The following is a 24,418-nucleotide window of genomic DNA, read 5'->3' as shown; positions in this document are numbered from 1 at the left end:
GGAAAGAACAATGAAACTCGCAAGCTTTTTATACCAGGGTAAACGCAGCTACGGCATCGTTCAGGCCGGGGGCGTGATTGATTTAGGCCGCCGCCTGGGCGACCGCTATGGCGACCTTAAAGCGCTGTTGCAGGGGAACGGGCTGGCGCAGGCCACCCGTTTTCTGAACGACGCGGTGGATGTACCGCTGAACGCCATCACCTTCTTACCGGTGATTGTCCAGCCGGAAAAAATTCTCTGCGTGGGCATGAACTATGCCGACAAGCGCAAGGAGTTTGACCAGCACAACCCGGCCCCGACGCTGTTTGTCCGCTTCCCGGATTCACAGACCGGCCACAACGAACCGGTGCTGAAGCCGCGCCACTCCAGCGAATTCGACTACGAAGGCGAGCTGGCGGTGATCATCGGCAAAGGCGGGGAGAACATCAGCCGCGACGACGCCCTGCGCCACGTGGCGGGCTACAGCTGCTACATGGACGGCTCCGCCCGCGACTGGCAGCACACCTGGTTCACCGCCGGGAAAAACTGGCGGCAGACCGGGGCGTTCGGCCCGTGGATGGCGACGGCGGATGAGATCCTGGACCCGCACAGCCTGGCGATCCGCACCTGGCTGAACGGCCGCATGGTGCAGGAGGACAACACCAGCAGCATGATCCACAAGGTGGCGGAGCTGATCGAATACATCAGCACCTTCACCCGTCTCAGCCCGGGCGACGTGATCATCACCGGCTCGCCTGGCGGGGTGGGTAAAAAGCGCAACCCGCCACTGTTTATGAAGGAGGGGGATCGCATTGAGGTAGAGATCGAGCATATCGGTCATCTGAGCAACGTGATCGTGGAAGCGCCAGCCGTCGGGCTCGCGGCAGCGCACTGAGTAAGGCGGCAGCATGCAATCGCAACCCATTGATTTTCGCCACACCGTTGTGGCGAAACACCCGGAACGCTTAAGCCAGATCCGCTACCTGCTGGCAGACAGCGGCCTTGGCCTGGACAACGACATCACGCTGTTTGTTGAAGCCTGGTCCGGCGCGCAGCTGGTGGGTTGCGCCGGGCTTGCTGCCAACGTCATCAAGTGCGTGGCGGTCAACGAGCAGCTTCGTGGGGAAAACCTCAGCGCGCGTCTGCTGGCAGAGGTGGAAAATGCGGCGCTGGAGCGCGGCCATTTTCACCTCTTCCTCTGCACCCGTCCGTGCAATAAGGAACGCTTTGGCCGCAGCGGTTTCTGGCCGGTTGCCCAGAGCGGGAACAACGCGGTGCTAATGGAGAACACTCCGCAAGGGATCGTGCGCTACTGCCGATCCCTGCGCGCTAGCCGCAAGTGTGGGGAGAAGATTGGTGCCATCGTGATGAACGCCAACCCGTTCACCCTCGGTCACCGTCATCTGGTGGAGCAGGCGGCGGCGCAGTGCGATGCTCTGCATCTGTTCGTGGTGCGTGAAGACGCCTCGTTCTTCCCGTTCAGCGCGCGCCTTGAGATGGTGCGCGCGGGCGTGGCGCACCTGTCGAACGTGGTGGTGCATGAAGGCTCGCAGTACATCATCTCCCGCGCCACGTTTCCGGCCTACTTCCTGAAGGAGACCGGTAAAGTGCAGCAGGCGTGGAGCGAGATCGACGTGCTGATCTTCCGGGACTTCATCGCCCCGGCGCTGGGCATCACGCACCGCTTCATCGGCTCGGAGCCGTTCTGCGATATCACCCGCCAGTACAACCAGACGCTGCACGACCTGCTGGCCTCGCATATTGACGTGGTGGAGATGCCGCGCATCAAGGCCACCGGTAACGCCATTTCGGCCTCGGAAGTGCGCCGTTTACTCAAGACACAGCAGTTTTCCCGGATCCGGGAGATTGTTCCGGACTCCACCTTCGCGCACCTCGAAGCACATTATCGTGCGAGTGCGGAAGTCGCATAACTATCAGGAATTTATCATGAATATTGTAAGGGAGGCGCTGGCCGGAACGCAGGAGTCCAGCGACCTGATGGTGAAAATCGCCCCCGCTCACGGTGAGCTGGAGATTGTCATCCACAGTGAAGTGATTAAGCAGTTTGGCGAGCAAATACGCCAGGTGGTCAACGACACATTGCGCGCCATGAACGTGCACCAGGGATTAATCATTATTGAAGACAAAGGGGCGCTGGACTGTGTGATCCGCGCCCGCCTGCAAAGCGCGCTTCTGCGTGCCGCCGATGAACAGGTCATCAACTGGGGGGCGCTGAAATGAGCAAACTCCGCCGCAGTATGCTGTTCCTGCCGGGCGCCAATGCCGCCATGCTCTCCACCGCCTTTATCTACCGCCCCGACTCCATCATGTTTGACCTTGAGGACGCCGTGGCCCTGCGCGAGAAAGACACCGCACGCATGCTGGTGTTCCACGCGTTGCAGCACCCGATGTATCAGGATATCGAAACCGTGGTGCGTATTAACCCGCTGAGCACGCCGTTTGGCCTGCTGGATCTGGAGGCCGCCGTGCGCGCGGGCGTAGACGTGATTCGCCTGCCGAAAACCGACACCCCGGACGATATCTACGAGCTGGAAGGCCACCTGGAGCGCATTGAGCAGGAGTGCGGGCGCGAAGTGGGTTCCACCCGCGTGATGGCGGCGATTGAATCGGCCATTGGCGTCATCAACGCCGTGGCGATTGCCCGCAGCTCCCCGCGCCTGATCGGCATCGCGCTGGCCGCCTTTGACTACGTAATGGACATGCAGACCGAGCGCGGCGACGGCACCGAGCTGTTCTACGCCCGCTGCGCCGTGCTGCACGCCGCCCGCGCGGCAGGCATCGACGCCTTCGACGTGGTGTGGTCAGACGTTAATGACGAAGCCGGGTTCCTGCGCGAGGTCGATCTGATCCGCAAGATGGGCTTTAACGGCAAATCGCTGATTAACCCGCGCCAGATTGACCTGCTGCACAACGCCTACGCCCCGACACGGGAAGAGGTGGAGCACGCCAAACGGGTGATTGAAGCGGCAGAAGAGGGCGAGCGTAACGGCCTGGGCGTGGTGTCGCTCAACGGCAAAATGGTGGATGCACCGATTATTAACCACGCGCAGGTGGTGCTGGAGCGCGCGGCGGCCTCCGGCGTGCGTCGGTAAGGATGACATAATGAATCAGACAGAACTTCTCCATGTGAATTTCCCCCATCTGCGGGATCTGAAGCCTTTTGATACCGCCCACAGCGCGACGCCGTGGCTGGCGGACAGCGAGGCGAAACACAACCGTAAGCTTTGCGCCTCCCTCGAAGAAGCCGTCATGCGCAGCGGCTTGCAGGACGGGATGACCATCTCTTTCCACCATGCCTTTCGCGAAGGCGACCGGGTGATCAACACCGTTGTGGCGCTGCTGGCGCGGATGGGTTTTAAAAATTTGACCCTGGCCTCCAGCTCGCTGATGACCTGCAACGACGCGCTGATCGAGCATATTCAAAGCGGCGTGATCGCCCGAATTTACACCTCCGGTATGCGCGGCAGGCTGGCGGAGGCCATCTCCCACGGGCTGATGGACGAGCCGGTACAAATTCACTCCCACGGCGGGCGCGTGAAGCTGCTCCAGGATGGCGAGCTGAATATCGACGTGGCATTTCTTGGCGTGCCGTGCAGCGATGAGTTTGGCAACGCCAACGGCACGCAGGGCAAATCGTGTTGCGGTTCGCTGGGCTACGCCATGGTGGACGCACACTTTGCCCGTAAGGTGGTGCTGCTGACCGAAGAACTGGTGCCGTTCCCGAATATGCCCGCCAGCCTGGTGCAGGATCAGGTGGACTACATCGTGCAGGTGGAGAGCGTGGGCGACCCGGCGAAAATCAGCGTCGGTGCGGCGCGCGTCACCAGCAACCCGCGCGAGCTGATGATTGCCCGCTATGCGGCGGACGTGATTGAACACTCTGGTTACTTTAAACCGGGCTTCTCGATGCAGACCGGCTCCGGCGCGGCGGCCACCGCCTGCACCCGCTTTATGGAAGAGAAGATGGAGCGCAGCGGCGTGAAGGCGCGCTTTGCGCTCGGGGGTATTACCGGCAGCCTGGTGGATCTGCACGAGAAGGGGCTCATCGAAAAGCTGCTCGACACCCAGTGCTTTGACGGCCAGGCGGCGGCCTCGCTGGCGCGCAACCCGAACCACGTGGAGATCTCCACCAACGTCTACGCCAACCCCGGCAGCAAGGCGGCAAGCTGCGACCAGCTCGACGTGGTGATCCTCAGCGCGCTGGAAATCGACGTCGATTTTAACGTCAACGTCATCACCGGATCCGACGGCGTGATGCGCGGCGCATCCGGCGGGCACTGCGACGTGGCGTCGGCAGCCAACCTGACCATTGTGGTCGCGCCGCTGCTGCGAAGCCGCATCCCGACCGTCGTGAAGCGCGTTACCACGCGCCTCACGCCGGGGGAGAGCATTGACGTGCTGGTCACCGACCACGGTATTGCGGTCAACCCGGCGCGCCCGGAGATCCGCGAACGACTCATGGAAGCAGGCCTGAAGGTTGTAGATATCAACGCGCTCTATGAGCGGGCGATTTCCCTGACCGGCGTACCGAAACCGATTGAGTTCACCGACAAAATTGTCGGGGTGATCCGCTACCGCGACGGCAGCGTGATCGACACCGTTCGACAGGTAAAGGAGTGAATATGACTATTGCGATACCTGTGCGGACGGGTGTCAGCCTGGACGCGCTGCTGGCGGCGAAAGAGCGCCGCGCAGCCCGTCAGGCTGACTGGCTTACGCACCATCAACAACCGGTGATCTCCCTAACGCTGGTCACGCCCGGGCAAATTAAAGACAGCCTGCGCTATCGCAACACCATGGGCGTGGCGTTACAGATGTGCGACCAGCTGCTGTGGGAAAACCGCTGGCAGGTGCTGGACCGCCAGGTGCTCTGGCTACCCACCGGACCTGAAGCGCTGTGGTGCGTCGCGCATCCGGCGGCGGAAATTAAAGCGCACTGTGCTGAACTGGAGCAGACGCACCCGCTCGGCAGACTGTGGGATCTGGATGTGATCTGCCCTGAAAACGGCCACGTTGGCCGTCAGTCGTTGGGTTCACACCTCAGGCGCTGTCTGATTTGCGACGAGCCTGCCCACGCTTGTTCCCGTTCTCGGCACCATCCCGTTGAGCAGGTGGTTTCCCGCGTGGAGAAAATGATAGATGACTGGTTTGCTCGCGACTAAACCGCGCCCGGTTGATGTTCCTGCGCTTGCCGCAGAGGCGCTGTGGCAGGAGCTGGAGCTGACGCCCAAACCGGGGCTGGTGGACAGGCTCAATAACGGCTCCCATCGCGATATGGACCATACCTTATTCCTCCGCAGCATTGCGGCGATTACGCCGTGGTTTGCCCGTTTTGCGGAACTGGGTGAAGCACATGCGGCCAAACCTGCCGATCAGCAGTTGCGGATTATCCGCCCGATGGGAATGGCCTGTGAGCAGGCAATGTACGCCGCCACGGGCGGGGTGAACACGCACAAGGGCGGGATTTTTGCCCTTGGTTTGCTCTGCTTCGCCGCCGGACGTGTAAAAAATATCTCTGCGGATAGCCTCTGTTGTGAGGTAAGTAACATCTGTCGTGGGCTGGTGGCGCGGGAACTGGGCGGGCGCAGCGGGCAGGCAACGGCGGGAGAGCGACAGTTTCAGCAGTACGGTTTAACCGGCGCGCGCGGTGAGGCAGAAAGCGGCTTTGCCACGGTGCGTAAGGCTTTGGATGCGTGGAACGGTCAGTCGCTTCACGGCCTGCTGTTGCGCCTGATGGCGGTAAATCAGGACAGCAATCTCGTTTCGCGCGGCGGCATTGAGGGGCTGCGCTACGTTAAGGGCTACGCGCGGGAATTACTGGCTAACGGCTGGGACTGCGAGGCGTTGCTGAAGATGGATAAGGCATTGATTGAACGCAACCTGAGCCCGGGCGGCAGCGCGGATTTGCTGTCGGTGGGGTGGGTGCTGTCTGCAATAAAATAGCCGGGTGGCGGCTACGCCTTACCCGGCCTACGATCTGGTTTTGTAGGCCCGGTAAGCGCAGCGCCACCGGGCACAACAATCAATGCGCGATCGGCTGCGCACCGTGTGGTTCGCGTACGTGCTTGTACTTGAACAGCACGATGAACGCGAAGAACAGCACCAGTGAGTACCCGGCGAAGATCAGCCACACTGGCTGCCAGTTGGTGATGCCGTTGGTGGTATACATCTCAACCACTTTACCGCTCACCACGCCGCCCAGAATACAGCCGAAGCCGTTGGTCATCATCAGGAACATGCCCTGCGCGCTGGCGCGAATTTCAGGTTTCACCTCTTTTTCTACAAACACCGAGCCGGAGATGTTGAAGAAGTCGAAGGCGCAGCCGTAAACAATCATCGACAGAACCAGCAGCACGGTGCCGAACGCGCTTGGGTCGCCGTAGGCGAACAGACCGAAGCGCAACATCCAGGCAGCGATACTGATCAGCATGACGTTCTTGATGCCGTAGCGGCTCAGGAAGAACGGGATGGTCAGGATGAACAGCGTCTCAGAGATCTGCGAGATGGACATCATCACCGACGCGTGTTCAACGATAAAGCTCCCGGCAAACAGCGGATCGTTATCGAAGCTGTGCAGGAAGGTATTACCGAACATGTTGGTGATTTGCAGTTCCGCGCCCAGCAGCATGGAGAAAATAAAGAAGATCGCCATGCGCTTGTTTTTGAACAGGGCGAAGGCGTCCAGGCCAAGCATGGTGCTCCAGCTCTGGTTTTTCTGCTGGTTAGAAACCGGAATGGTGGGCAGCGTCAGGGTGAACAGCGCCAGCAGCACGGAGAGCGCGGCACCAATATACAGCTGCATGTGGCTCAGCTCGAAGCCCGCGAAGCTCACGCCCCACATTGCCATGATAAAGCCGATGGTGCCCCAGATACGGATTGGCGGGAAGTCGGTGACGATATCCAGACCGGCAGATTTCAGGCGGTAGTAGGAGATGGTGTTGATCAGGCCAAGCGTTGGCATATACGCCAGCGAGTTAAGCAGGATCACCATAAACATCGCCCCCGGCGTGGTCACTTCGGCCGCCATAAACAGCGTCCCCGCACCCACCAGATGGCAAAGCATATACAGCCATTTCGCACTTAACCATTTATCTGCCACGATACCGAGCAGCGTTGGCATGAAAACAGCCGCAATACCCAGCGAGCTGTAGACGGCACCGATTGACGCACCATCGAACTTGAGCGTCACAAACATATAGGAGCCGAGTGTAGTCAGCCAGCTACCCCACAGGCAGAACTGCAGAAACGACAAGATTTTAAGCTGCAGCTTAAGGTTCATGTTACTTTCCTCACAAGTGAGCGGGAGATATGTTGTTATAGGAACATTCAGGGTTGTTATTTGATGCAATTCTATCAGTTGGCAACGATATGTTTTGTTACCTCCCGCAAAAAAATGCAATCCACATTAATTTGCAGTTTGGATTGTGATGCAAATAGCATTTTTGTATGGGTGGGATGAGATGGGTGCGGTCTGATGCCCCCTCACCCTAACCCTCTCCCCAAAGGGGAGAAGGAACTTGAACACCCTCTCCCCTTTGGGGAGAGGGCAGGGTGAGGGGTGGTGTTGGTTTCTAGCGACGACGATAGTTCTTCTGCGCCGTATTCACCTTATACAGATAGCGGCGGGATTCCGCAGACGGGTGGCGAGTGGTCAGCGTGGAGTACACGTCCCCCGGCGCCATGCTGTTGATGATGTTAGCGGCCTGAACTTTATCGTTCGAGAAGACGCGCAGGACGCTACCCGCGCCGCCGTTGTAGGCGGTGATCACCGCATAGCGACGTGAAGTCGGGTTATCAATCCCGCCGAGATAAACATTGTTCAGCATCGCCAGATATGCGGTACCGGTATCAATGTTGCTTTGCGGGTCAAACAGGTAGCTGCGGCTCGGCGTACCGGATTTCCCCTGCGCGCGGAACACGTCTTTACCGGCGCTGTGCTGCACAACCTGCATCAGCCCCAGCGCGTCGGAACGGCTCACCGCATACGGGTTGAACGAGGATTCGGTCTGCATAATCGCCAGGATCAGCGACTCATCCACGCCATACTTACGCGACGCCTGACGCACCATGCCCAGATACTTATGCGCACGCTTGTCGAGGTGGTTCGGCACCAGGTTGATCGTAACGCTATAGATCACCTTCAGGCCATTGGTGCGGCTTTTCAGGCGCGTTTGCAGCAAATAGTCTGCGAAGTTCGTCGCGCGCCCTTCCCAGCGAATCGGCTGACCGGTCTGGTCAACGACCTGCCCATACAGGAATGGCTCTTTGGAGATAGTGATGTCATCGGCATCAGAGTAGAGATCGATAGATCCCGGATCGTCGCCCATCAGCAGGGTTTTGATGATGGCCTGACGTAAATGCGCCGCAGGTTCAGTCCCCGCGATGGTTTCAACCGTAATCGTACCGTCATCAAAGTTGATGTGGCTACGGGTCTGATAGGCGTCGGTATACTTAACGTAGTCCTTCGGTCCGGCAATAAGAACTTCGTTAAATCCCCATATGTTCTCGATGTTATGGGCAAACTGCCCCATCAAAATGTCAAAACCGTTGGTGTCCTTAACCCAGGCTTCGTTATAGCTATCGCCCTTTTTGGAAGAACAAGACACAAGCAACGGCGCAACAAGTGCTAGCGCTAATAGTTTTTTCATCATTCCGGGAGTGCGTGTTGTGTTTGCTTTGAGGTTGCTGTTGCCGGGTGGCGCTGCGCTTACCCGGCCTACATAACCGTAGGCCCGTGCAAGCGCAGCGCCGCCGGGCAGCAGCCGCAGAGTATTATTTTTCCGGTGGCGTATAGCCTTCGATGTGGACGTCTTTACCCTCGAACAGGAAGTTCACCATCTCCTGCTCCAGCAGCTTGCGGTGTTCCGGGTTCATCATGCTGAGCTTTTTCTCGTTGATCAGCATGGTCTGTTTTTTCTGCCACTGTCCCCAGGCTTCTTTGGAGATCTCGTTGTAAATGCGTTTACCCAGGTCGCCCGGGTAGAGCTGGAAATCCTGGCCTTCAGCGTCGCGCTGCAGGAAAGTACAAAAAATGGTTCTGGCCATACTCATTCCTCTTTGTCTTGCCGATGCTAAACCATTGCACCGACACGTAATTGCTGTAACAGGCGCTCCACGGGAGCCGCCAGCCCGACTGATGGCGGTTGCGCTAAGTTATACCAGAGAGCGGTGCCTTCATCCATGCAGGAGGTGAATGAGGACACGGGAAGCCACATAGGCACAATATCCAGATGGAAATGGCTGAAGGTATGACGGAACGCGTTGAGTTGCGTCAGGGTATCGGCCGCAATGCCGCGCTGTTCAAGCCATGCCCGAAGCGAAGCTTCATCCTCAAACTGTGGGAAGCAGTATAGACCACCCCACAGGCCACTCGGCGGGCGCTGGGCGAGAAACACCTCGTCGCCATGCTGCATCAGCAGCATGTACCCGGTGCGTTCAGGCAGCGTCTGCTTCGGTTTTTTCCCCGGATACTGCGCCCAGGAGTGGTTCGCATAGGCCACGCAGAGGTTATTTACCGGGCAGAGTTCGCACTTCGGTTTTGAACGGGTGCAGACCATCGCGCCCAGATCCATCATCGCCTGGTTAAAACGCTCCACCCCTTTCGCCGGAGTGACCGCTTCACTGATCTCCCACAGGCGCTTCTCAACCTCTTTCTTGCCCGGCCAGCCTTCTACGGCGTAGCAGCGTGCCAGCACGCGCTTGACGTTGCCGTCGAGAATAGGGAAATGCTTGCCTAAAGACAGGGAAAGGATTGCGCCTGCGGTTGAACGCCCGACGCCGGGCAAATCCGCCACCTCGTCAAAGGTCTCCGGGAATTTACCGTTGTGGCGGGTGGCGACCTGCTGTGCGGCTTTGTGCAGGTTGCGCGCGCGGGCGTAATAGCCGAGGCCTGTCCACAGGTGCAGTACCTCGTCTAACGGCGCGTTGGCCAGATCGGTGATTGTCGGGAAGCGCGCCATAAAACGCTCGAAGTAAGGAATGACCGTCGCGACCTGCGTTTGTTGCAACATCACCTCGGAGAGCCATACTTTGTAAGGCGTTTTTTCAATTTGCCAGGGCAGGGTTTTACGCCCGTATTTGTCGTACCAGTCCAGCACCTGGGCTGAAAATTGAGAGGCTTGCATGGTCATCGATTCGCTTAATCAGGGAGGCAGATTGCAGCACAGCGTCAATCTGCTGTAAACCGGATCTTTCCCATGCTTGCATAGAAGCCTTAACTTTGGATAATGCCCGTTTCCCGTACACTCTCACAAGCAGACAACTCTTTTATGAAAAACGACGTCATTTCACCGGAATTTGATGAAAACGGTCGCCCGCTGCGCCGTATTCGCAGCTTTGTCCGCCGTCAGGGCCGCCTGACAAAAGGGCAGCAACACGCGCTGGATAACTACTGGCCGGTGATGGGCGTTGAGTTCAGCGAGCAGCCGCTCGACTTTACCGAGCTGTTTGGCCGCGATGCGCCAGTGACGCTGGAGATCGGTTTTGGCATGGGCACCTCGCTGGTCACTATGGCGAAAGCGCGACCGGAGCAGAACTTCCTCGGTATTGAAGTGCACTCGCCAGGCGTCGGTGCGTGTCTGGCAACGGCCCATGAAGAGGGCGTTGAGAACCTGCGCGTTATGTGTCACGACGCGGTGGAAGTGCTGCACAAAATGATTCCTGACAATTCTTTGAACATGGTTCAGCTCTTTTTCCCTGACCCGTGGCACAAAGCGCGTCATAATAAACGCCGTATCGTTCAGGCACCGTTTGCCGAGCTGGTGAAAAGTAAGCTTAAGCTGGGCGGCGTCTTCCACATGGCGACCGACTGGGAACCTTATGCGGAACACATGCTGGAAGTGATGTCGTCGCTGGACGGGTATAAAAACCAGTCTGAAAGCAACGACTACGTACCGCGTCCGGATTCACGTCCGGTGACAAAATTTGAACAGCGTGGCCATCGTCTTGGTCACGGCGTATGGGACTTAATGTTCGAGAGGGTGAAATAATGGCAAAGAATCGTAGCCGTCGTCTGCGTAAAAAGATGCACATCGAAGAATTCCAGGAAGTGGGTTTCTCCGTTGCCTGGCGTTTCCCGGAAGGCACCAGCGTTGAGCAGATCGATCAGGACGTTGATGCGTTCATCAACGAGGTGATCGAACCCAACAAGCTGGCCTTCGACGGTAGCGGCTATCTGGCGTGGGAAGGTCTGATTTGCACCCAGGAAGTAGGGAAATGCACCGAAGAACATCAGGCGCTGGTACGCAAATGGCTTGAAGACCACAAACTGGAAGATGTCCGCGTCAGCGAACTTTTCGACGTTTGGTGGGACTAATAAAGCAAGAACGGGGCCAGCATTAGCTGGCCCATTTTGTCTGAGGGAGTGTTGAAGATGCGTAAAACGTTGCTGGCGGTTGCTTTACTGGCAATCGGAACCACCGCCCATGCGGAGTATAAATGTAGCGTCACCCCGCGTGACGACGTGGTATTAAGCCCGCAAACCGTGCAGGTTAAGGGCGAGAATGGCAATCTGGTGATCACGCCGGATGGCAACGTGACGTTTAACGGCAAACAGCAAAACCTGACGGCCGCCCAGCGCGAGCAGGCGATGGACTACCAGGCCGAGTTGCGTACCGCGCTGCCATGGATAAACGATGGCGCGCTGACCCGCGTTGAGAAGGGCCGCGTGGCGCTGGATAAAATCATCACCAAAGAGGTGGGGGAGAGCAGCAATATGCGCACCCGCCTGACGAAGCTGGATAAACAGCTGAAAGAACAGATGAACCGCATTATTGAGACGCGCTCTGATGGCCTGACGTTCCACTATAAGGCGATCGATCAGGTGCGAGCCGACGGTCAGCAGCTGGTGAACCAGGCGATGGGCGGCATTCTCCAGGACAGCATCAACGAGATGGGCGCCAAAGCGGTGCTGAAAGGCGGCGGTAATCCGTTGCAGGGTGTACTGGGTAGCCTGGGCGGACTGCAAACCTCGATTCAGAACGAGTGGAAGAATCAGGAAGCCGATTTCCAGCAGTTCGGCAAAGACGTGTGTAAACGCGTGGTGTCCCTGGAAGACAGCCGGAAGGCGCTGGTGGGGACGCTGAAGTAACGCCTCTGCGCGTAGGGCCCCTCACCCCGGCCCTCTCCCCAGGGGAGAGGGGGTAACCAGTTCCCTCTCCCTGTGGGAGAGGGTTAGGGTGAGGGCATCAGGCATTGCAATCGTTGCAGAATAGCCATCAGCATCTCCTCCTCATTAGCCCTGAATTCATGATTCCAGAACCGTACGACTTCCCAGCCGTTCGCATTCAAAAACTCGGTGCGACGAGAGTCATAGGCCTCTTTATCCTGATGTTGCCCCCCGTCCAGCTCAACAATCAGTTTCGCCTTAAAGCAGGCAAAATCCACGATGTACGGCCCAACCGGCATCTGTCGGCGAAACTTATACCCAAAGAAGCGGCGACCTCTGAGCAGATACCAGAGGCGTAATTCTTCGGGTGTCATTTGTTTGCGGAGTTGTTTTGATTTTTCCATCCCCACACTCTGCCAGCCTTTCCCTCAACCAGCAGAACGGGATGTAAAATCCTGAATCAGCCTTCAGGATTTTCAGCGAGGAACAGCTCAAGAAGGGAGTTTAGGAACAGCTTACCGTGCTCGGTGATCTGCCAGTACTCATCACACTCGGTCAGATACCCCTGCGCCAGCGCATCGTCAATCTGCGGACGAATCACCGACTCTGACAACCCGGTGTAGAGCGCAAACTCCGCGCGCGGTGCGGCTTCCAGCAGACGGAAGCGGTTCATAAAGAACTCAAACGGCTTATCCACCGCCTCGACGTCATGCTGACGCTCCAGGTAGCGGCCTTCCATAAACCCGCGCGGATGACGCGTTTTGGCAGTACGCAGAATGCGCCCGTCCGGGAAGGTCACTTTGCCGTGTGCCCCGCAGCCAATCCCCAGATAATCACCAAAGCGCCAGTAGTTCAGGTTGTGCTGACACTGATAGCCCGGCTTCGCATACGCCGAGGTTTCGTATTGCTGATACCCCGCCGCGGTCAAAAGCTGGTGGCCCTGCTCGAAGATATCCCACAGCGCGTCATCGTCCGGCAGCACCGGAGGACGGGAACCAAACAGGGTGTTCGGTTCAATGGTCAACTGATACCACGACAGATGCGGCGGGTTCAGTTCAATTGCCTGACGCAAATCGTCCAGCGCTTCTTCGAGGGACTGATCCGGCAGGCCGTGCATCAAATCGAGGTTAAAACTGCGCAGCCCAAGCCCCGTTGCCAGGTTTGCCGCGCGCTTTGCCTCTTCCGGGCCGTGAATGCGCCCCAGACGCTTCAGCTTTGGCTCGCTAAAGCTCTGCACGCCGATGGAGATACGGTTCACGCCCGCGCGCTGATACTCGACAAAACGGTCGGCCTCAACGGTGCCCGGGTTGGCTTCCATCGTAATTTCAGCATCCGCTGCCAGCTTCAGGCGTGCGCGCACACCGTCCAGCAGCGTCTGCATCGCCGGGCCTGAAAGCAGGCTCGGCGTACCGCCACCAATAAAAATGGTCTTCACTTCACGTCCCTGTGCGTACGGTACATCGGCATCCAGATCGGCCAGCAGATGCGCGACGTAATCATCGTGCGGCACTTCGCCCTTCAGCGCGTGCGAGTTGAAATCGCAGTACGGGCATTTCTGCACGCACCATGGGATGTGAATATAAAGACTCAGAGGTGGCAAATTAGCCATTACGCAGTGCTTCCAGTAACAGTTTCAGGGCGCGTCCACGGTGGGAGATCGCGCTTTTCTCTTCGCGGGTGAGTTCCGCAGCGGTTTTGCCCTCGGTCGGGACAAAGAAAATCGGGTCGTAACCAAAGCCGCCGTTGCCCGCCGCTTCACGGGTGATCACGCCCGGCCAGCTGCCGTGACAGACAATCGGCGTGGGATCTTCCGCGTGACGCATGTAGACCAGCACGCAGTGGAACTGCGCGGTACGCTGTTCGTCAGGGACGTCGTTCAGGGCCACAAGCAGCTTTTCCAGGTTCTGCTGGTCGGTGGCGTCCACCCCGGAATAGCGGGCGGAGTAAATCCCCGGCGCACCGCCCAGAAAATCCACGGCCAGACCGGAGTCATCGGCAATCGCGGGCAGCCCGGTGATCTGCGCCGCATGGCGCGCTTTCAGAATGGCGTTTTCGATAAACGTCAGGCCGGTTTCTTCGGCGGAGTCCACGCCCAGCTCGGTCTGAGCCACCACGTCCAGCCCAAAATCATGTAATAGCGAGGCCAACTCGCGCACTTTACCGGCGTTACCGGTGGCGAGAACAACTTTCTGCATGGTTTAGTCCTGTTTTGTCAGAGCCGCGACTTCCGTCGGGATAGATTGCGGGTTAAGGATTTTTACCTGTTTATGCCGGCCAAGTTCACCTTTCTCAATGATGACCTGGCTTTTAGCGACGCGAAACTGTTTTGCCAGATATTTAGTCAGATGCGCATTCGCCTGGCCGTCAACGGGCGGGGCAGTGATGGCGACTTTTAGCTCGTCGCCATGCAGCCCAACAATGCTGTCGCGGCTGGCTTTCGGCTGAATGTACAGCCGTAAAACCAACCCGTCGGCGCAGGGGCTAACTGCACTCATAACGCCATCCACAGCCCCGGCAGCAGCATATTACCCGTCGCCTGTAACAGTTCCGCGATACCCATATTCAGCACGTACAGCAGCAGAACGAGAAGCATCGGGGAGAAGTCGATTCCGCCCATCGCAGGCAGCAGGCTACGGATCGGACGCAGCAATGGTTCAGTCAGCTGAATCAACGCGTACTCCACCGGGCTACGGCCCCGGCTTACCCAGCTCATAATCGCCATCACCAGCAGGACCCAGAAGATCAGCGAGCCGACGGTTTTAACCAGGATCAGAACGGCTGAAATCCAGATAATCGGCTGGAAAGTGATGACCATAAACAGCACGATCGCTTTGATAACGCTCAGAATAAACGCCATCAGCAGAGATGAACTGTCAATCGGCCCCATTGCCGGAATGATGCGGCGAAGCGGCCCCACAATGGGCTGCGTGATTTTCACGATAAATTGTGAGAATGGATTGTAAAAATCACAACGGGCCCACTGCATCCAGACGCGCAGTAGCAGCGCCATCGTATACAGTTCAATGACCGTTGAAAGCAGGAAAGTCAACGTCTTCATGGCGTTCCTCAGGTTTCCTTATTATTGGGTGTAATCGCGCGCACCGAAAATTGCTGTGCCGATGCGCACCATGGTGCTGCCTGCCGCGATGGCGGCTTCCATATCGTCCGACATGCCCAGAGAAAGCGTGTCTACCGTGTCATAGCGCGCTTTAAGCGCCTCAAATGCTACAGCCATTTGCTGTGCTACGGCAAACTGCCTTTCATAACTTGACTCTGGTGCCGGAATGGCCATCAGTCCGCGCAGGGTTAAGCGCGGCAGCGCCGCCACGTCCGCCGCCAGCGCATCCAGTTCGCTCAGCGTAATGCCGGACTTGCTGTTTTCATCACTGATGTTGATTTGAATCAGCACGTTAAGCGCTGGCATCTCCATAGGGCGCTGGTCGCTCAAACGGGTAGCGATACGCAGACGATCGATGGTGTGACACCAGTCGAAGTGCTCTGCTACCAGACGGCTTTTGTTCGACTGTAGCGGACCGATAAAGTGCCACTGCAGGTCTGTATTTCCCCGCTCCCGGAAAGCGCGAATCTTATCTACGCCTTCCTGCACATAGTTTTCACCAAAGGCACGATGACCGGCGGCTATCGCTTCTGCGATGGCGCTCGCAGGCTTGGTCTTGCTGACTGCAAGCAACGTAATTTCTTCTGAAGCACGGCCGCAACGCGTTGCCGCGGCTGAGATTTTGTCCCGGACCTGTGCCAGGTTATGCGCAATGTCGTTCATTTTCCGAGGAGTTGTCTATGGATGTGGAAGAAATTGTGGCCCTTAGTGTAAAGCATAACGTCTCCGATCTACACCTGTGCAGTGATTCACCACCGCGCTGGCGCAGGTCAGGCCGTCTTGAACCTGCGCCGTTTCCGCCCCCCGATGTGGAGGCGTTATTAAAAGCGTGGCTCAACGACGAGCAGCAGGGTGCCTGGTGGGCAAACGGGCAGGTAGATTTTGCCGTTACCCTCACAGGCGGTCAGCGGCTGCGCGGCAGTGCGTTTAAGCATATGCACGGCGTTTCGATCGCGCTACGCCTGTTGCCGCTAACGTGTCCGCAGCTCTCTGCGCTAGGCGTGCCGCGCGCGATCCCGGAGCTTTTGTCCAATGACAACGGCCTGATTCTGGTCACCGGCGCCACCGGCAGCGGGAAATCGACCACCCTGGCCGCGATGGTCGATTTTCTCAATCACCATACGGACGGGCACATTCTGACCCTGGAAGATCCGGTGGAGTTTATGTACCAGAGTGAACGTTGCCTCATCCGGCAGCGGGAGATAGGCCAGCATAGCCCGTCCTTTGCCGAGGCCCTGCGCAGTGCGCTGCGTGAAGATCCGGATGTGATTCTGCTTGGTGAGCTGCGCGACAGCGAGACGATACGCCTGGCGCTGACGGCGGCTGAGACTGGCCATCTGGTGTTGGCCACGCTGCACACGCGCGGTGCGGCGCAGGCGATCGAGCGCCTGGTCGATACCTTCCCGGCGCAGGAGAAAGATCCGGTTCGTAATCAGCTGGCGGGAAGCCTGCGTGCGGTACTGGCGCAGAAGCTGCGTCAGGATGTCCAGGGCGGGCGCGTGGCGCTGTATGAGCTACTGGTGAATACGTCGGCGGCGGCAAACCTGATCCGCGAAGGCAAAACCTGGCAACTGCCGGGCATTATTCAAACGGGGCAGCAGGCGGGGATGCAGAACTTTGAGCAGAGTCTGGCGGAGCGACGGGCGCAGGGGCGGCTGTAGGCCCCGGCGCTCAGTAACCCTGTTCGAAATAGCTTTCGAGGATAATGACGGCTGAAGCTGAATCCACGCTGCCTTTGTTCAACGCCCGGAAGCCACCGTGCTCGAACAGGCCAGCGCGTGCCTCGACGGTGCTCAAACGTTCATCGTGCAGCTTAACGGAGACACCAAAGCGGCCATGAATTTTGTTCGCGAACTTGCGCGCGCGGGCGGTAAGCGGCTGCTCGGTGCCGTCCATGTTCAACGGCAGACCGACAATCACGTCGTCCGGCTGCCACTCTTTGAGCAAGCGCTCAATAAGGTTCCAGTCCGGCGTGCCGTCGTTAGCTTTCAGCGCCGTGAGCGGGCGGGCGGTGCCGGTGATCCGTTGACCCACAGCGACGCCGATGCTTTTGGTGCCGAAGTCAAAGGCGAGAAGGGTGCCGCTCATTACGCGTGCCCCGCAACGCCAGGCATGGTCAGAATATCAATGCCAATCAGTTTTGCCGCGTCAAGCCAGCGATCGGCGATAGGGGTTTTAAACAGGATATTCATATCCGCAGGGGCCGTCAGCCAGGCGTTGTCCAGAATTTCTTGTTCCAGCTGCCCTTTTTCCCAGGAAGCGTAGCCGAGCGCAACCAGCACCTCAGAAGGCTGATTTGCCGTGCCCAGTGTTTCGAGCACATCGCGAGAGGTGGTGACGACGGTGTTATCGGAGATACGAATGCTGGACGAGAAAACCGGCGGGGTATGCAGGATAAAGCCACGATCTTCTGCAAGCGGTCCGCCGAGCATCACCGGTTTATCAAGACGGATTTCCGGCAGCCGCGCTTCAGCAGGGATTTTCAGCTTGTCCAGAATGCCTTCGACCTGAAGGTTTTCCAGCGGCTTATTGATGATAATCCCCATTGCGCCGTCTTCGTTGTATTCGCAAATATAGACCACGGCGCGGCGGAAAATCGGATCCTGGAGAGCAGGCATGGCAATAAGAAAGTGATGCTGTAAATTCATTGTCAGAGGTACTGTTTCCTGGTTTAAAAAGCGACAGCGCCCAGTATGGGGATAAACACAGGCGCTGTCACAGGTTATTTCTGTAAACGTTTTTCGATAGCGTCCATCAGCATTCCGGTGATCGAGATCGGGAATTCCGCTTCGATCTCACGAATGCAGGTCGGGCTGGTGACGTTCACTTCGGTCAGACGATCGCCGATGATATCGAGGCCAACGAAGATCAGGCCTTTGGCTTTCAGCGTAGGGCCGACGCGGCGGGCAATTTCCCAGTCGCTTTCGCTTAACGGACGCGGTTCGCCACGACCTCCGGCCGCCAGGTTGCCACGGGTTTCACCACCCTGCGGGATACGCGCCAGGCAGTACGGCACCGGCTCGCCGTCTACAACCAGCACACGCTTGTCGCCGTCTTTAATGGCCGGCAGATAGTTTTGCGCCATGCAGTAGCGGGTCCCCAGCTCGGTCAGCGTTTCGGCAATCACGCCAATGTTCGGGTCGCCCTCTTTCACGCGGAAGATCGATGCGCCGCCCATGCCGTCCAGCGGCTTCATGATGATGTCGCCGTGCTTCTGCCAGAATTCTTTCAGCTGCGTTTTGCTGCGGGTGACCAGCGTTTCCGGCGTCAGGTCAGAGAACCATGCGGTATAGAGCTTCTCGTTGCAGTCGCGCAGGCTCTGCGGCTTGTTGACGATCAGCGTGCCTTTCTCTTCGGCACGCTCAAGGATATAGGTGGAGTAAATGTATTCGGTGTCGAACGGCGGATCTTTACGCATCAGGATGACGTTAAGGTCGGCCAGGGCAATATCCTGCTCGGTGCCGAATTCGTACCATTTTTCGTAGTTCTGCTCGACGTTAACGATGCGGGTACGTGCGCGGGCTTCACCGTTGATCAGGTACAGATCGTTCATCTCCATATAGTGGAGTTCATAGCCGCGACGCTGCGCTTCCAGCAGCATAGCGAAGCTGGAATCTTTCTTAATGTTAATGTTTGCGATGGGGTCCATCACGATGCCGAGCTTAATCATGTTCTTCTCCGGTTATGGGTCAGGCTTTGCTTCAACCCAGATCGCCAAATCGCACCTGTAGGGCGGTAATGGCGGTGAGTGCCGTTGTCTCAGTGCGCAGAACGCGAGGTCCCAACAGAATATCAGTAAACTGGTAACGCGCCGTCATGGCGATTTCGTCAGCCGACAGGCCGCCTTCCGGGCCAATCAGCAGGCGTACGCGCTCAACGGGCAGCGGCAGCGTATTGATGCTGGCGCTGGCGCGCGGATGAAGATTAAGCTTAAGCCCGCTTTCCTCTTCTGCACACCAGTCCTCCAGATCCATCGCCGGGCGGATCTCCGGGATGCGGTTGCGGCCACTCTGTTCACAGGCTGCAATGGCAATTTTCTGCCACTGCTGGATCTTCTTGTTCAGACGTTCCGCATCCAGTTTAACGCCGCAGCGCTCAGAAAAAAGTGGCGTAATGAGGCTTACACCCAGTTCAATGGATTTCTGAATGGTGAACTCCATCTTTTCCCCGCGCGACATCACCTGGCCAAGGTGAATGTGCAGCGGGGATTCCCGGTCGTCCACGTCGCCACGCAGCACCTTCACGTGCACGCTTTTTTTATCGGCGCGCGTAATTTCAGCGTCAAAAATCTGATTAGAGCCGTCAAAGAGCTGAATCGCCTGGCCTGCGCCCATGCGCAGCACGCGGCCTACGTGGTTTGCGGCATCATCAGACAGGGCGATTTCGCCGCCTGGGGTAATCAGTTCAGGGTGATAGATGCGAGGGATGCGCATAGTCAGAAATTCCATGTGTCATGCGATATAAGCGAATTGCCGTAGTGTAGGTTAGCTCTTTTGCGCCTGGCAAGCCCGCTGGACGTAAGGGTTGTGATTCCCCTGGACTTTGGCGATACGTTCGTCGCGCTGGCATTCCCAGTCCGTCACCGGGTAGAGCTTGTCCCAGGCATTGAAGAGCTGCGTCTGCTGGCGGGAAAGGTTGAGATCGTAGCGGTCGCGCATATAGAAGTAAGTGCGGGCGATGCTGCCGCGCGCGCGGGCAGGCGGTTCGGCGAGTTTCTCTTTGAAATCGACCTTCATGGCGCACTGACCGTACTGGCCTTCGCCACCGTTCCACTGGCTGTACATGAAGTTTCCGCGGTCGCCATTGACTTCACCCACGGCGGGTTGCAGGTTGTGCATATCGCTTTCCATCTGGCGGTAGACCGGATCTTTTGCGCAATTTTTACGTCCACCGTCCTGCCAGCACTGGCGCTGGTGGCCAAACTGCCAGGCCGGAACAACGTGTTCCCATTCGATTCGGCTGGCGCGGTTCTCGTTCTTGCGCACCTTATAGCCGCAGGATCCCAGATCCACGACCCCTTTCTTACCCTGCCAGTTAATTTTACAGCCGCAGTAGAAATCACCCGGTACGTCGGCGTTAATCTTTACGCCTGCGGTTTTTGCCTGTGAGAAACTGTGAATACCGTCGGCCAGAGCATGGCCGGAGAGCGCCGCCGCCAGAAAAGCGACTGCGAGAGAAACATTACGGGACATCTTACACTCCGTGTCAAAACGAGCCCGCAACGTAACGAATGTTGTTCCCGTATGCAATCAGTCAGATCAGGAAAGTTCCTGAAAGTTCGAGCGATTATTCCGCCACCAGTGGTTCGCCGCACTTTACGCAGCGATAGGTCGCCTCGCCGCGCACCACGCGGTTGTGACGGCGGACGGTAAGCTGGTGCTGCTGGCACTGGCAGCGGTAGGGAAACGTATTGCGGCGTACCGATTCCAGCTCGAACTGGTGGGTGCGGCGAGCCGGAACGCCGAGCACCGCCTCCATCATCCATTTCCACTCTTTGCCGTGCGGCGCGACGCGGCCAAAGTGTTTCCACACCAAAAGGTGGGCCAGCTCGTGCGGCACCACTTCTTCGATAAACGCCTGCTGATTTTCCATCATCAACACCGGATTCAGGCGGATCTCATACGATTCCAGCCAGGCGGTGCCTGCCGCGGTGCCACGCTGCTGATAGACCAGCTTCGGTTCAGGATAATCGCGGCCGAGCTTCAGGTTGGCCTGGGCGAGTTTTTCCCGCAGGCTGCGCATAACGGCTTGCTGAATGGCGATGGGGAGACGGGGAGATTTCATAGGGGCAGAGCATAAAGCGGGAAGCGGGGAGGCGCAAGAGGCGCCTCCCGCAGGAGGATCAGTCGTGTGCGCCGATTTCGCGCAGAGGACGACCTTTCATCAGGTTACGTTCAATGTGTTCCAGTGAAACATGTTTGGTTTCAGGAACCAGCCAGATCGTGAGAACAATAAAGAACAGGTTCAGACCGGCGTAGACCCAGAAGGTATTGGCATTACCCAAGGTATTGAGCATGGTCAGGAACGTTGCGCCGACGATCATGTTGGCAATCCAGTTGGTTGCGGTAGAGCAGGTGATACCAAAATCACGCCCTTTCAGCGGCTGGATCTCAGAGCACAGTACCCAAATCAGCGGACCGGCGCTCATCGCAAACCCAATAATAAACATCAGCAGCATCGCCACGGCGAAGTACTGTGCCGTTGGGGAGTGAATGCCCATGTGCATCATGGTACCCAGCACGCCCATCCCGATGGCCATGACCAGGAAGCCCAGCGTCAGGGTTGGTTTACGCCCCCAGCGGTCCACCAGACCGATAGCGATAAAGGTCGCCAGCACGTTGGTCAGGCCGACGATCACGGTGCCCCACATCTGTTCGGTGGTGTTGGTGTAGCCCGCCAGTTCGAAGATTTTCGGCGCGTAATACATGATGACGTTCATCCCGGTGAACTGTTGCATGATCTGTAACAGCACACCGAGGAACACCGCGCGGCGGAAGTTGCTGTTCTCTTTGAACAGCGCCCAGCCGGACTGTTTGACCTTCAGGCTTTCGCGGATCTCTTCCAGCTCGTTTTTGGCTTCGGCGCTGGTATCACGCAGGCGTAAGAGCACGCGTTCGGCATCGTGGAAGCGGCGTTTGGCGGCGAACCAGCGCGGGCTGTCCGGCAGGAAGAAGACACCAATCAGCAGCAGAATGGCCGGAATGATGATGACGCCCAGCATCCAGCGCCATGCGCCGCTGTAGCTGAAGGCGGTATCGGAAAGATAAGCCCCCAGAATACCGATGGTGATCATCAGCTGGTACATGGAAATCATGCTGCCGCGGATTTTTTCCGGTGCGATTTCAGACAGGTACAGCGGGGCAGTATAAGACGCCACGCCCACTGCCAGACCGAGCAGCACGCGGGAAAGGATCAGCACTTCAACGTTAGGCGCAGCGGCAGAGAACAGTGAGCCGGCAACGAACAGGATCGCGCCGATCATCAGGCTCTTTTTACGCCCGAGCTTAAAGGAGAGCCAGCCGCTGCCGACCGCGCCGACGGCGGCACCGAACATCATGGAGCTGACCACCCATTCCTGAGTGTGTGCGCTAATCTGGAACTCATCGGTGATGAAAGGTAATGCACCGGCAATTACGCCAATATCCAGGCCAAAGAGTAATCCTGCCAGAGCGGCGAGGAAGCAGACGAAGAACGTCATTGCCTTATTGGACGTACGCCCCTGTTTATTATTGTCAGGCATTATGCCCTCCAGTTGGGTTATCAGTTTTTACGATATTAAGAGTAGGTGAGCGGCTCATAAAAATATGTGAGTCAAATCACAACGGTGTAATCGGTTACACTAGTTTGTAACCGTAAAAATAATTAAAGCTTTGAAAATATAGAGGTAAATTAATTGATATGCATCGCGTTTGCACAAATTTCAGACTTAACTGAAAGGGAATGTAACAGCAGAAGAAATGCGATCATGCAAAGAGAATATTCTGAAAGCGGGGTATAGAGAGTGAGGTGTAAACGGTTCCAAACATTGCCGGGTGGCGGCTGCGCCTTACCCGGCCTACAAAAATTCACTACCCGTAGGTCGGGTAAGGCATAGCCGCCACCCGACATAAAAAAGGCCAGCACAAAGGCTGGCCTGTTTAAGCTGCTGGCAGTCGTTTATTTCAGACCGGCAGCATCACGCAGCAGGGCGGCTTTGTCGGTTTTTTCCCAAGGGAAATGTTCGCGACCAAAGTGACCGTACGCTGCGGTTTCCTGGTAGATTGGGTGCAGCAGATCCAGCATCTGAATCAGACCGTATGGACGCAGGTCGAAGAACTCACGCACCAGCAGGGTCAGCTGTTCAGAAGGCACTTTTTCAGTACCGAAGGTTTCCACCATGATGGAGGTTGGCTCAGCCACGCCGATGGCGTAGGAAACCTGAATTTCACAGCGGTCAGCCAGGCCCGCAGCAACGATGTTTTTCGCCACATAACGTGCAGCGTACGCCGCAGAACGGTCCACTTTAGACGGGTCTTTACCGGAGAACGCGCCGCCACCGTGGCGCGCCATGCCGCCGTAGGTATCTACGATGATTTTACGACCGGTCAGACCGCAGTCACCCATTGGGCCGCCGATAACGAAGCGTCCGGTTGGGTTGATGAAGAATTTGGTCGCAGAGCTCAGCCATTCAGTTGGCAGAACCGGCTTGATGATCTCTTCCATCACCGCTTCCTGCAGGGATTTCTGGTCAATATCTTCAGCATGCTGCGTGGAAAGAACCACGGCATCAATGCCGACGATTTTCCCGTCGTCATACTGGAAGGTCACCTGGCTTTTCGCATCCGGACGCAGCCACGGCAGGGTGCCGTTTTTACGCACTTCAGCCTGACGCTGCACCAGACGGTGTGCGTAAGTCACCGGCGCTGGCATCAGCACGTCGGTTTCGTTGGTCGCGTAGCCGAACATCAGGCCCTGGTCGCCCGCGCCCTGTTCCAGCGGATCGGCACGGTCAACGCCCTGGTTGATGTCCGGGGACTGTTTGCCGATAGCGCTCAGTACGGCGCAGGAGTTGGCATCAAAGCCCATATCAGAATGTACATAACCGATCTCACGCACCGTGTTACGGGTGATCTCTTCGATATCAACCCATGCGCTGGTGGTGATCTCACCGCCAACCAGAACCATGCCGGTTTTGACATAGGTTTCACACGCTACGCGCGCCTTTGGATCCTGCGCGAGGATCGCATCCAGCACCGCATCGGAGATTTGGTCAGCAATTTTATCAGGATGTCCTTCTGATACGGACTCGGACGTAAACAGGTGTTTTGCCATGTTTTATTTCACCTAAAAGGAATTTGGTTAGCTCGAACTGCTGTGTGGAATAGCCAAAGGAGATAATTCTACCAAGGCCTGCAGGATTTTGACACTGGCAGTCTGAGTGTTAATCGGTATGGATGGATTAACATCTGGACGTCTATTTTAGGTCACTTCTTCACCCGATTTCCAGTTTTTTTTGACTCACCTCTCACTGCGTTGAAAACACGGCTGGAAATTTTTCCTGACGGCGCTGGCAACCTGCGCATTTTTGTTTTGCTTTTTAGCGACCTTCTCGGTATAAAACGCGGCGCGCGGCTCATATAAAATAAGCGCTCGATGAACACATCGTGTCGCCACTTCCAGCCGGGTTAAGCAGTGAACTTTTAGCTTTGGCTTGT

Annotated in this window: 29 protein-coding genes; 11 read left to right on the top strand and 18 right to left on the bottom strand. The window is 57.3% G+C overall.

Going from position 1 to position 24,418, the window contains the following annotated elements; genetic code table 11:
• Positions 1–10 precede the first annotated feature (10 nt).
• The 7 genes from HWQ15_RS04250 to citG are packed head-to-tail and all read left to right on the top strand — an operon-like array spanning position 11 to position 5,943.
• Positions 11–874, top strand: coding sequence for a fumarylacetoacetate hydrolase family protein (locus HWQ15_RS04250; RefSeq protein WP_063216175.1), 864 nt, complete (start codon positions 11–13; stop codon positions 872–874).
• A 13-nt stretch (positions 875–887) separates the two neighbouring features.
• Positions 888–1,910 (top strand): [citrate (pro-3S)-lyase] ligase, encoded by a 1,023-nt coding sequence (citC, locus tag HWQ15_RS04245; RefSeq protein WP_023306922.1) that lies wholly within the window; start codon positions 888–890, stop codon positions 1,908–1,910.
• Positions 1,911–1,926: 16 nt separating this feature from the next.
• Positions 1,927–2,220, top strand: coding sequence for a citrate lyase acyl carrier protein (citD, locus tag HWQ15_RS04240; protein WP_023295418.1), 294 nt, complete (start codon positions 1,927–1,929; stop codon positions 2,218–2,220).
• On the top strand, positions 2,217–3,092 hold the full coding sequence (citE, locus tag HWQ15_RS04235) for a citrate (pro-3S)-lyase subunit beta (RefSeq protein WP_032626185.1): 876 nt from the start codon (positions 2,217–2,219) through the stop codon (positions 3,090–3,092). The genes citD and citE overlap by 4 nt, the downstream gene beginning before the upstream one ends.
• 10 nt (positions 3,093–3,102) lie before the next feature.
• The gene (citF, locus tag HWQ15_RS04230; RefSeq protein ID WP_045308348.1) at positions 3,103–4,620 is read left to right on the top strand and encodes a citrate lyase subunit alpha; all 1,518 of its coding nucleotides are present in this window, start codon (positions 3,103–3,105) and stop codon (positions 4,618–4,620) included.
• Positions 4,621–4,622: 2 nt separating this feature from the next.
• The gene (citX, locus tag HWQ15_RS04225; protein ID WP_063148701.1) at positions 4,623–5,162 is read left to right on the top strand and encodes a citrate lyase holo-[acyl-carrier protein] synthase; all 540 of its coding nucleotides are present in this window, start codon (positions 4,623–4,625) and stop codon (positions 5,160–5,162) included.
• Positions 5,140–5,943, top strand: coding sequence for a triphosphoribosyl-dephospho-CoA synthase CitG (gene citG / locus HWQ15_RS04220; RefSeq protein ID WP_063148700.1), 804 nt, complete (start codon positions 5,140–5,142; stop codon positions 5,941–5,943). The genes citX and citG overlap by 23 nt, the downstream gene beginning before the upstream one ends.
• Before the next feature lie 79 nt (positions 5,944–6,022).
• Here the strand turns inward: citG and HWQ15_RS04215 are convergent, their stop codons facing one another.
• From HWQ15_RS04215 to mutY, 4 genes are all read right to left on the bottom strand, one after another.
• A complete protein-coding gene (locus HWQ15_RS04215; RefSeq protein ID WP_022649364.1) occupies positions 6,023–7,279 on the bottom strand; it encodes a nucleoside permease in 1,257 nt (418 codons plus the stop codon).
• 292 nt (positions 7,280–7,571) lie between these two features.
• A complete protein-coding gene (mltC, locus tag HWQ15_RS04210) occupies positions 7,572–8,648 on the bottom strand; it encodes a membrane-bound lytic murein transglycosylase MltC (RefSeq protein ID WP_063146828.1) in 1,077 nt (358 codons plus the stop codon).
• A gap of 124 nt (positions 8,649–8,772) precedes the next feature.
• Positions 8,773–9,045 carry an oxidative damage protection protein gene (locus HWQ15_RS04205; protein WP_003862425.1) on the bottom strand — a complete coding sequence of 91 codons (273 nt, stop codon included), beginning with the start codon at positions 9,043–9,045 and terminating at the stop codon, positions 8,773–8,775.
• 26 nt (positions 9,046–9,071) lie between these two features.
• Positions 9,072–10,124 carry an A/G-specific adenine glycosylase gene (gene mutY, locus HWQ15_RS04200; protein ID WP_023306917.1) on the bottom strand — a complete coding sequence of 351 codons (1,053 nt, stop codon included), beginning with the start codon at positions 10,122–10,124 and terminating at the stop codon, positions 9,072–9,074.
• A gap of 144 nt (positions 10,125–10,268) precedes the next feature.
• Between mutY and trmB the strand changes: the two genes are divergently transcribed.
• From trmB to HWQ15_RS04185, 3 genes are read left to right on the top strand one after another with little or no spacing between them, the layout of a single operon-like run.
• Positions 10,269–10,988 (top strand): tRNA (guanosine(46)-N7)-methyltransferase TrmB, encoded by a 720-nt coding sequence (trmB, locus tag HWQ15_RS04195; protein ID WP_022649361.1) that lies wholly within the window; start codon positions 10,269–10,271, stop codon positions 10,986–10,988.
• Complete coding sequence (locus tag HWQ15_RS04190; protein ID WP_003862421.1) at positions 10,988–11,314, top strand: YggL family protein; 327 nt, start codon at positions 10,988–10,990, stop codon at positions 11,312–11,314. The genes trmB and HWQ15_RS04190 overlap by 1 nt, the downstream gene beginning before the upstream one ends.
• A 57-nt stretch (positions 11,315–11,371) precedes the next feature.
• Positions 11,372–12,088 (top strand): DUF2884 domain-containing protein, encoded by a 717-nt coding sequence (locus HWQ15_RS04185; RefSeq protein ID WP_022649360.1) that lies wholly within the window; start codon positions 11,372–11,374, stop codon positions 12,086–12,088.
• Positions 12,089–12,171: 83 nt separating this feature from the next.
• Here the strand turns inward: HWQ15_RS04185 and HWQ15_RS04180 are convergent, their stop codons facing one another.
• From HWQ15_RS04180 to HWQ15_RS04155, 6 genes are read right to left on the bottom strand one after another with little or no spacing between them, the layout of a single operon-like run.
• Positions 12,172–12,510, bottom strand: a complete 339-nt coding sequence (locus tag HWQ15_RS04180; RefSeq protein ID WP_023298571.1) for an endonuclease domain-containing protein — start codon at positions 12,508–12,510, stop codon at positions 12,172–12,174.
• A gap of 56 nt (positions 12,511–12,566) precedes the next feature.
• A complete protein-coding gene (gene hemW, locus HWQ15_RS04175) occupies positions 12,567–13,715 on the bottom strand; it encodes a radical SAM family heme chaperone HemW (RefSeq protein ID WP_063148699.1) in 1,149 nt (382 codons plus the stop codon).
• Positions 13,708–14,301, bottom strand: a complete 594-nt coding sequence (locus HWQ15_RS04170) for an XTP/dITP diphosphatase (RefSeq protein ID WP_022649357.1) — start codon at positions 14,299–14,301, stop codon at positions 13,708–13,710. Before HWQ15_RS04170 ends, hemW begins: the two co-directional genes overlap by 8 nt.
• A 3-nt stretch (positions 14,302–14,304) precedes the next feature.
• A complete protein-coding gene (gene yggU, locus HWQ15_RS04165) occupies positions 14,305–14,601 on the bottom strand; it encodes a DUF167 family protein YggU (RefSeq protein ID WP_022649356.1) in 297 nt (98 codons plus the stop codon).
• Complete coding sequence (locus HWQ15_RS04160) at positions 14,598–15,164, bottom strand: YggT family protein (protein WP_003860024.1); 567 nt, start codon at positions 15,162–15,164, stop codon at positions 14,598–14,600. The genes yggU and HWQ15_RS04160 overlap by 4 nt, the downstream gene beginning before the upstream one ends.
• A gap of 21 nt (positions 15,165–15,185) precedes the next feature.
• Entirely contained in the window at positions 15,186–15,887 is a 702-nt protein-coding gene (locus HWQ15_RS04155; RefSeq protein ID WP_023298569.1) for a YggS family pyridoxal phosphate-dependent enzyme, read from the bottom strand.
• Between the two features lie 17 nt (positions 15,888–15,904).
• On the opposite strand from HWQ15_RS04155, the gene HWQ15_RS04150 reads away from it, so the two are divergent.
• A complete protein-coding gene (locus HWQ15_RS04150; protein WP_022649354.1) occupies positions 15,905–16,885 on the top strand; it encodes a type IV pilus twitching motility protein PilT in 981 nt (326 codons plus the stop codon).
• Between the two features lie 10 nt (positions 16,886–16,895).
• Here HWQ15_RS04150 and ruvX read toward each other — a convergent pair whose 3' ends face one another.
• The 8 genes from ruvX to metK all read right to left on the bottom strand — a co-directional run bounded on the left by ruvX (position 16,896) and on the right by metK (position 24,035).
• Positions 16,896–17,312 (bottom strand): Holliday junction resolvase RuvX, encoded by a 417-nt coding sequence (ruvX, locus tag HWQ15_RS04145; RefSeq protein ID WP_006811925.1) that lies wholly within the window; start codon positions 17,310–17,312, stop codon positions 16,896–16,898.
• The gene (locus tag HWQ15_RS04140) at positions 17,312–17,872 is read right to left on the bottom strand and encodes a YqgE/AlgH family protein (protein ID WP_063216174.1); all 561 of its coding nucleotides are present in this window, start codon (positions 17,870–17,872) and stop codon (positions 17,312–17,314) included. Before HWQ15_RS04140 ends, ruvX begins: the two co-directional genes overlap by 1 nt.
• 74 nt (positions 17,873–17,946) lie before the next feature.
• Positions 17,947–18,894: a glutathione synthase gene (gshB, locus tag HWQ15_RS04135; RefSeq protein ID WP_003860032.1), complete on the bottom strand. Its 948-nt coding sequence runs from the start codon at positions 18,892–18,894 to the stop codon at positions 17,947–17,949.
• Between the two features lie 31 nt (positions 18,895–18,925).
• Positions 18,926–19,657 carry a 16S rRNA (uracil(1498)-N(3))-methyltransferase gene (gene rsmE, locus HWQ15_RS04130; RefSeq protein ID WP_003860033.1) on the bottom strand — a complete coding sequence of 244 codons (732 nt, stop codon included), beginning with the start codon at positions 19,655–19,657 and terminating at the stop codon, positions 18,926–18,928.
• Positions 19,658–19,708: 51 nt separating this feature from the next.
• Complete coding sequence (gene endA, locus HWQ15_RS04125) at positions 19,709–20,416, bottom strand: deoxyribonuclease I (protein WP_023306912.1); 708 nt, start codon at positions 20,414–20,416, stop codon at positions 19,709–19,711.
• A gap of 94 nt (positions 20,417–20,510) precedes the next feature.
• Complete coding sequence (locus HWQ15_RS04120) at positions 20,511–21,008, bottom strand: SprT family zinc-dependent metalloprotease (RefSeq protein WP_032621896.1); 498 nt, start codon at positions 21,006–21,008, stop codon at positions 20,511–20,513.
• 58 nt (positions 21,009–21,066) lie between these two features.
• Positions 21,067–22,464 (bottom strand): galactose/proton symporter, encoded by a 1,398-nt coding sequence (gene galP / locus HWQ15_RS04115; protein WP_023306911.1) that lies wholly within the window; start codon positions 22,462–22,464, stop codon positions 21,067–21,069.
• Between the two features lie 416 nt (positions 22,465–22,880).
• Positions 22,881–24,035, bottom strand: a complete 1,155-nt coding sequence (gene metK / locus HWQ15_RS04110; protein WP_022649349.1) for a methionine adenosyltransferase — start codon at positions 24,033–24,035, stop codon at positions 22,881–22,883.
• Positions 24,036–24,418: the final 383 nt, after the last annotated feature.

The sequence above is a fragment of the Enterobacter sp. DSM 30060 genome, assembly GCF_013375955.1.
In the GTDB taxonomy this organism is placed as follows: Bacteria; Pseudomonadota; Gammaproteobacteria; order Enterobacterales; family Enterobacteriaceae; genus Enterobacter; species Enterobacter intestinihominis.
The sequence above is the reverse complement of the archived record's forward strand: the minus strand, read 5'-3'. Positions and strand labels throughout refer to the sequence as shown.

Bases quoted from the DNA above. Each gene is read 5' to 3' on its own strand.
- HWQ15_RS04155 (WP_023298569.1), bottom strand. From the start codon at position 15,887: ATGAACGACATTGCGCATAACCTGGCACAGGTCCGGGACAAAATCTCA.
- hemW (WP_063148699.1), bottom strand. From the start codon at position 13,715: ATGGCTAATTTGCCACCTCTGAGTCTTTATATTCACATCCCATGGTGC.
- metK (WP_022649349.1), bottom strand. From the start codon at position 24,035: ATGGCAAAACACCTGTTTACGTCCGAGTCCGTATCAGAAGGACATCCT.
- trmB (WP_022649361.1), top strand. From the start codon at position 10,269: ATGAAAAACGACGTCATTTCACCGGAATTTGATGAAAACGGTCGCCCG.
- HWQ15_RS04190 (WP_003862421.1), top strand. From the start codon at position 10,988: ATGGCAAAGAATCGTAGCCGTCGTCTGCGTAAAAAGATGCACATCGAA.
- HWQ15_RS04140 (WP_063216174.1), bottom strand. From the start codon at position 17,872: ATGAATTTACAGCATCACTTTCTTATTGCCATGCCTGCTCTCCAGGAT.
- HWQ15_RS04160 (WP_003860024.1), bottom strand. From the start codon at position 15,164: ATGAAGACGTTGACTTTCCTGCTTTCAACGGTCATTGAACTGTATACG.
- yggU (WP_022649356.1), bottom strand. From the start codon at position 14,601: ATGAGTGCAGTTAGCCCCTGCGCCGACGGGTTGGTTTTACGGCTGTAC.
- HWQ15_RS04150 (WP_022649354.1), top strand. From the start codon at position 15,905: ATGGATGTGGAAGAAATTGTGGCCCTTAGTGTAAAGCATAACGTCTCC.
- citD (WP_023295418.1), top strand. From the start codon at position 1,927: ATGAATATTGTAAGGGAGGCGCTGGCCGGAACGCAGGAGTCCAGCGAC.
- HWQ15_RS04170 (WP_022649357.1), bottom strand. From the start codon at position 14,301: ATGCAGAAAGTTGTTCTCGCCACCGGTAACGCCGGTAAAGTGCGCGAG.
- HWQ15_RS04120 (WP_032621896.1), bottom strand. From the start codon at position 21,008: ATGAAATCTCCCCGTCTCCCCATCGCCATTCAGCAAGCCGTTATGCGC.
- HWQ15_RS04205 (WP_003862425.1), bottom strand. From the start codon at position 9,045: ATGGCCAGAACCATTTTTTGTACTTTCCTGCAGCGCGACGCTGAAGGC.
- HWQ15_RS04185 (WP_022649360.1), top strand. From the start codon at position 11,372: ATGCGTAAAACGTTGCTGGCGGTTGCTTTACTGGCAATCGGAACCACC.
- citE (WP_032626185.1), top strand. From the start codon at position 2,217: ATGAGCAAACTCCGCCGCAGTATGCTGTTCCTGCCGGGCGCCAATGCC.
- HWQ15_RS04180 (WP_023298571.1), bottom strand. From the start codon at position 12,510: ATGGAAAAATCAAAACAACTCCGCAAACAAATGACACCCGAAGAATTA.
- HWQ15_RS04250 (WP_063216175.1), top strand. From the start codon at position 11: ATGAAACTCGCAAGCTTTTTATACCAGGGTAAACGCAGCTACGGCATC.
- mutY (WP_023306917.1), bottom strand. From the start codon at position 10,124: ATGCAAGCCTCTCAATTTTCAGCCCAGGTGCTGGACTGGTACGACAAA.
- ruvX (WP_006811925.1), bottom strand. From the start codon at position 17,312: ATGAGCGGCACCCTTCTCGCCTTTGACTTCGGCACCAAAAGCATCGGC.
- citF (WP_045308348.1), top strand. From the start codon at position 3,103: ATGAATCAGACAGAACTTCTCCATGTGAATTTCCCCCATCTGCGGGAT.
- citC (WP_023306922.1), top strand. From the start codon at position 888: ATGCAATCGCAACCCATTGATTTTCGCCACACCGTTGTGGCGAAACAC.
- citG (WP_063148700.1), top strand. From the start codon at position 5,140: ATGACTGGTTTGCTCGCGACTAAACCGCGCCCGGTTGATGTTCCTGCG.
- citX (WP_063148701.1), top strand. From the start codon at position 4,623: ATGACTATTGCGATACCTGTGCGGACGGGTGTCAGCCTGGACGCGCTG.
- mltC (WP_063146828.1), bottom strand. From the start codon at position 8,648: ATGAAAAAACTATTAGCGCTAGCACTTGTTGCGCCGTTGCTTGTGTCT.
- gshB (WP_003860032.1), bottom strand. From the start codon at position 18,894: ATGATTAAGCTCGGCATCGTGATGGACCCCATCGCAAACATTAACATT.
- endA (WP_023306912.1), bottom strand. From the start codon at position 20,416: ATGTCCCGTAATGTTTCTCTCGCAGTCGCTTTTCTGGCGGCGGCGCTC.
- HWQ15_RS04215 (WP_022649364.1), bottom strand. From the start codon at position 7,279: ATGAACCTTAAGCTGCAGCTTAAAATCTTGTCGTTTCTGCAGTTCTGC.
- galP (WP_023306911.1), bottom strand. From the start codon at position 22,464: ATGCCTGACAATAATAAACAGGGGCGTACGTCCAATAAGGCAATGACG.
- rsmE (WP_003860033.1), bottom strand. From the start codon at position 19,657: ATGCGCATCCCTCGCATCTATCACCCTGAACTGATTACCCCAGGCGGC.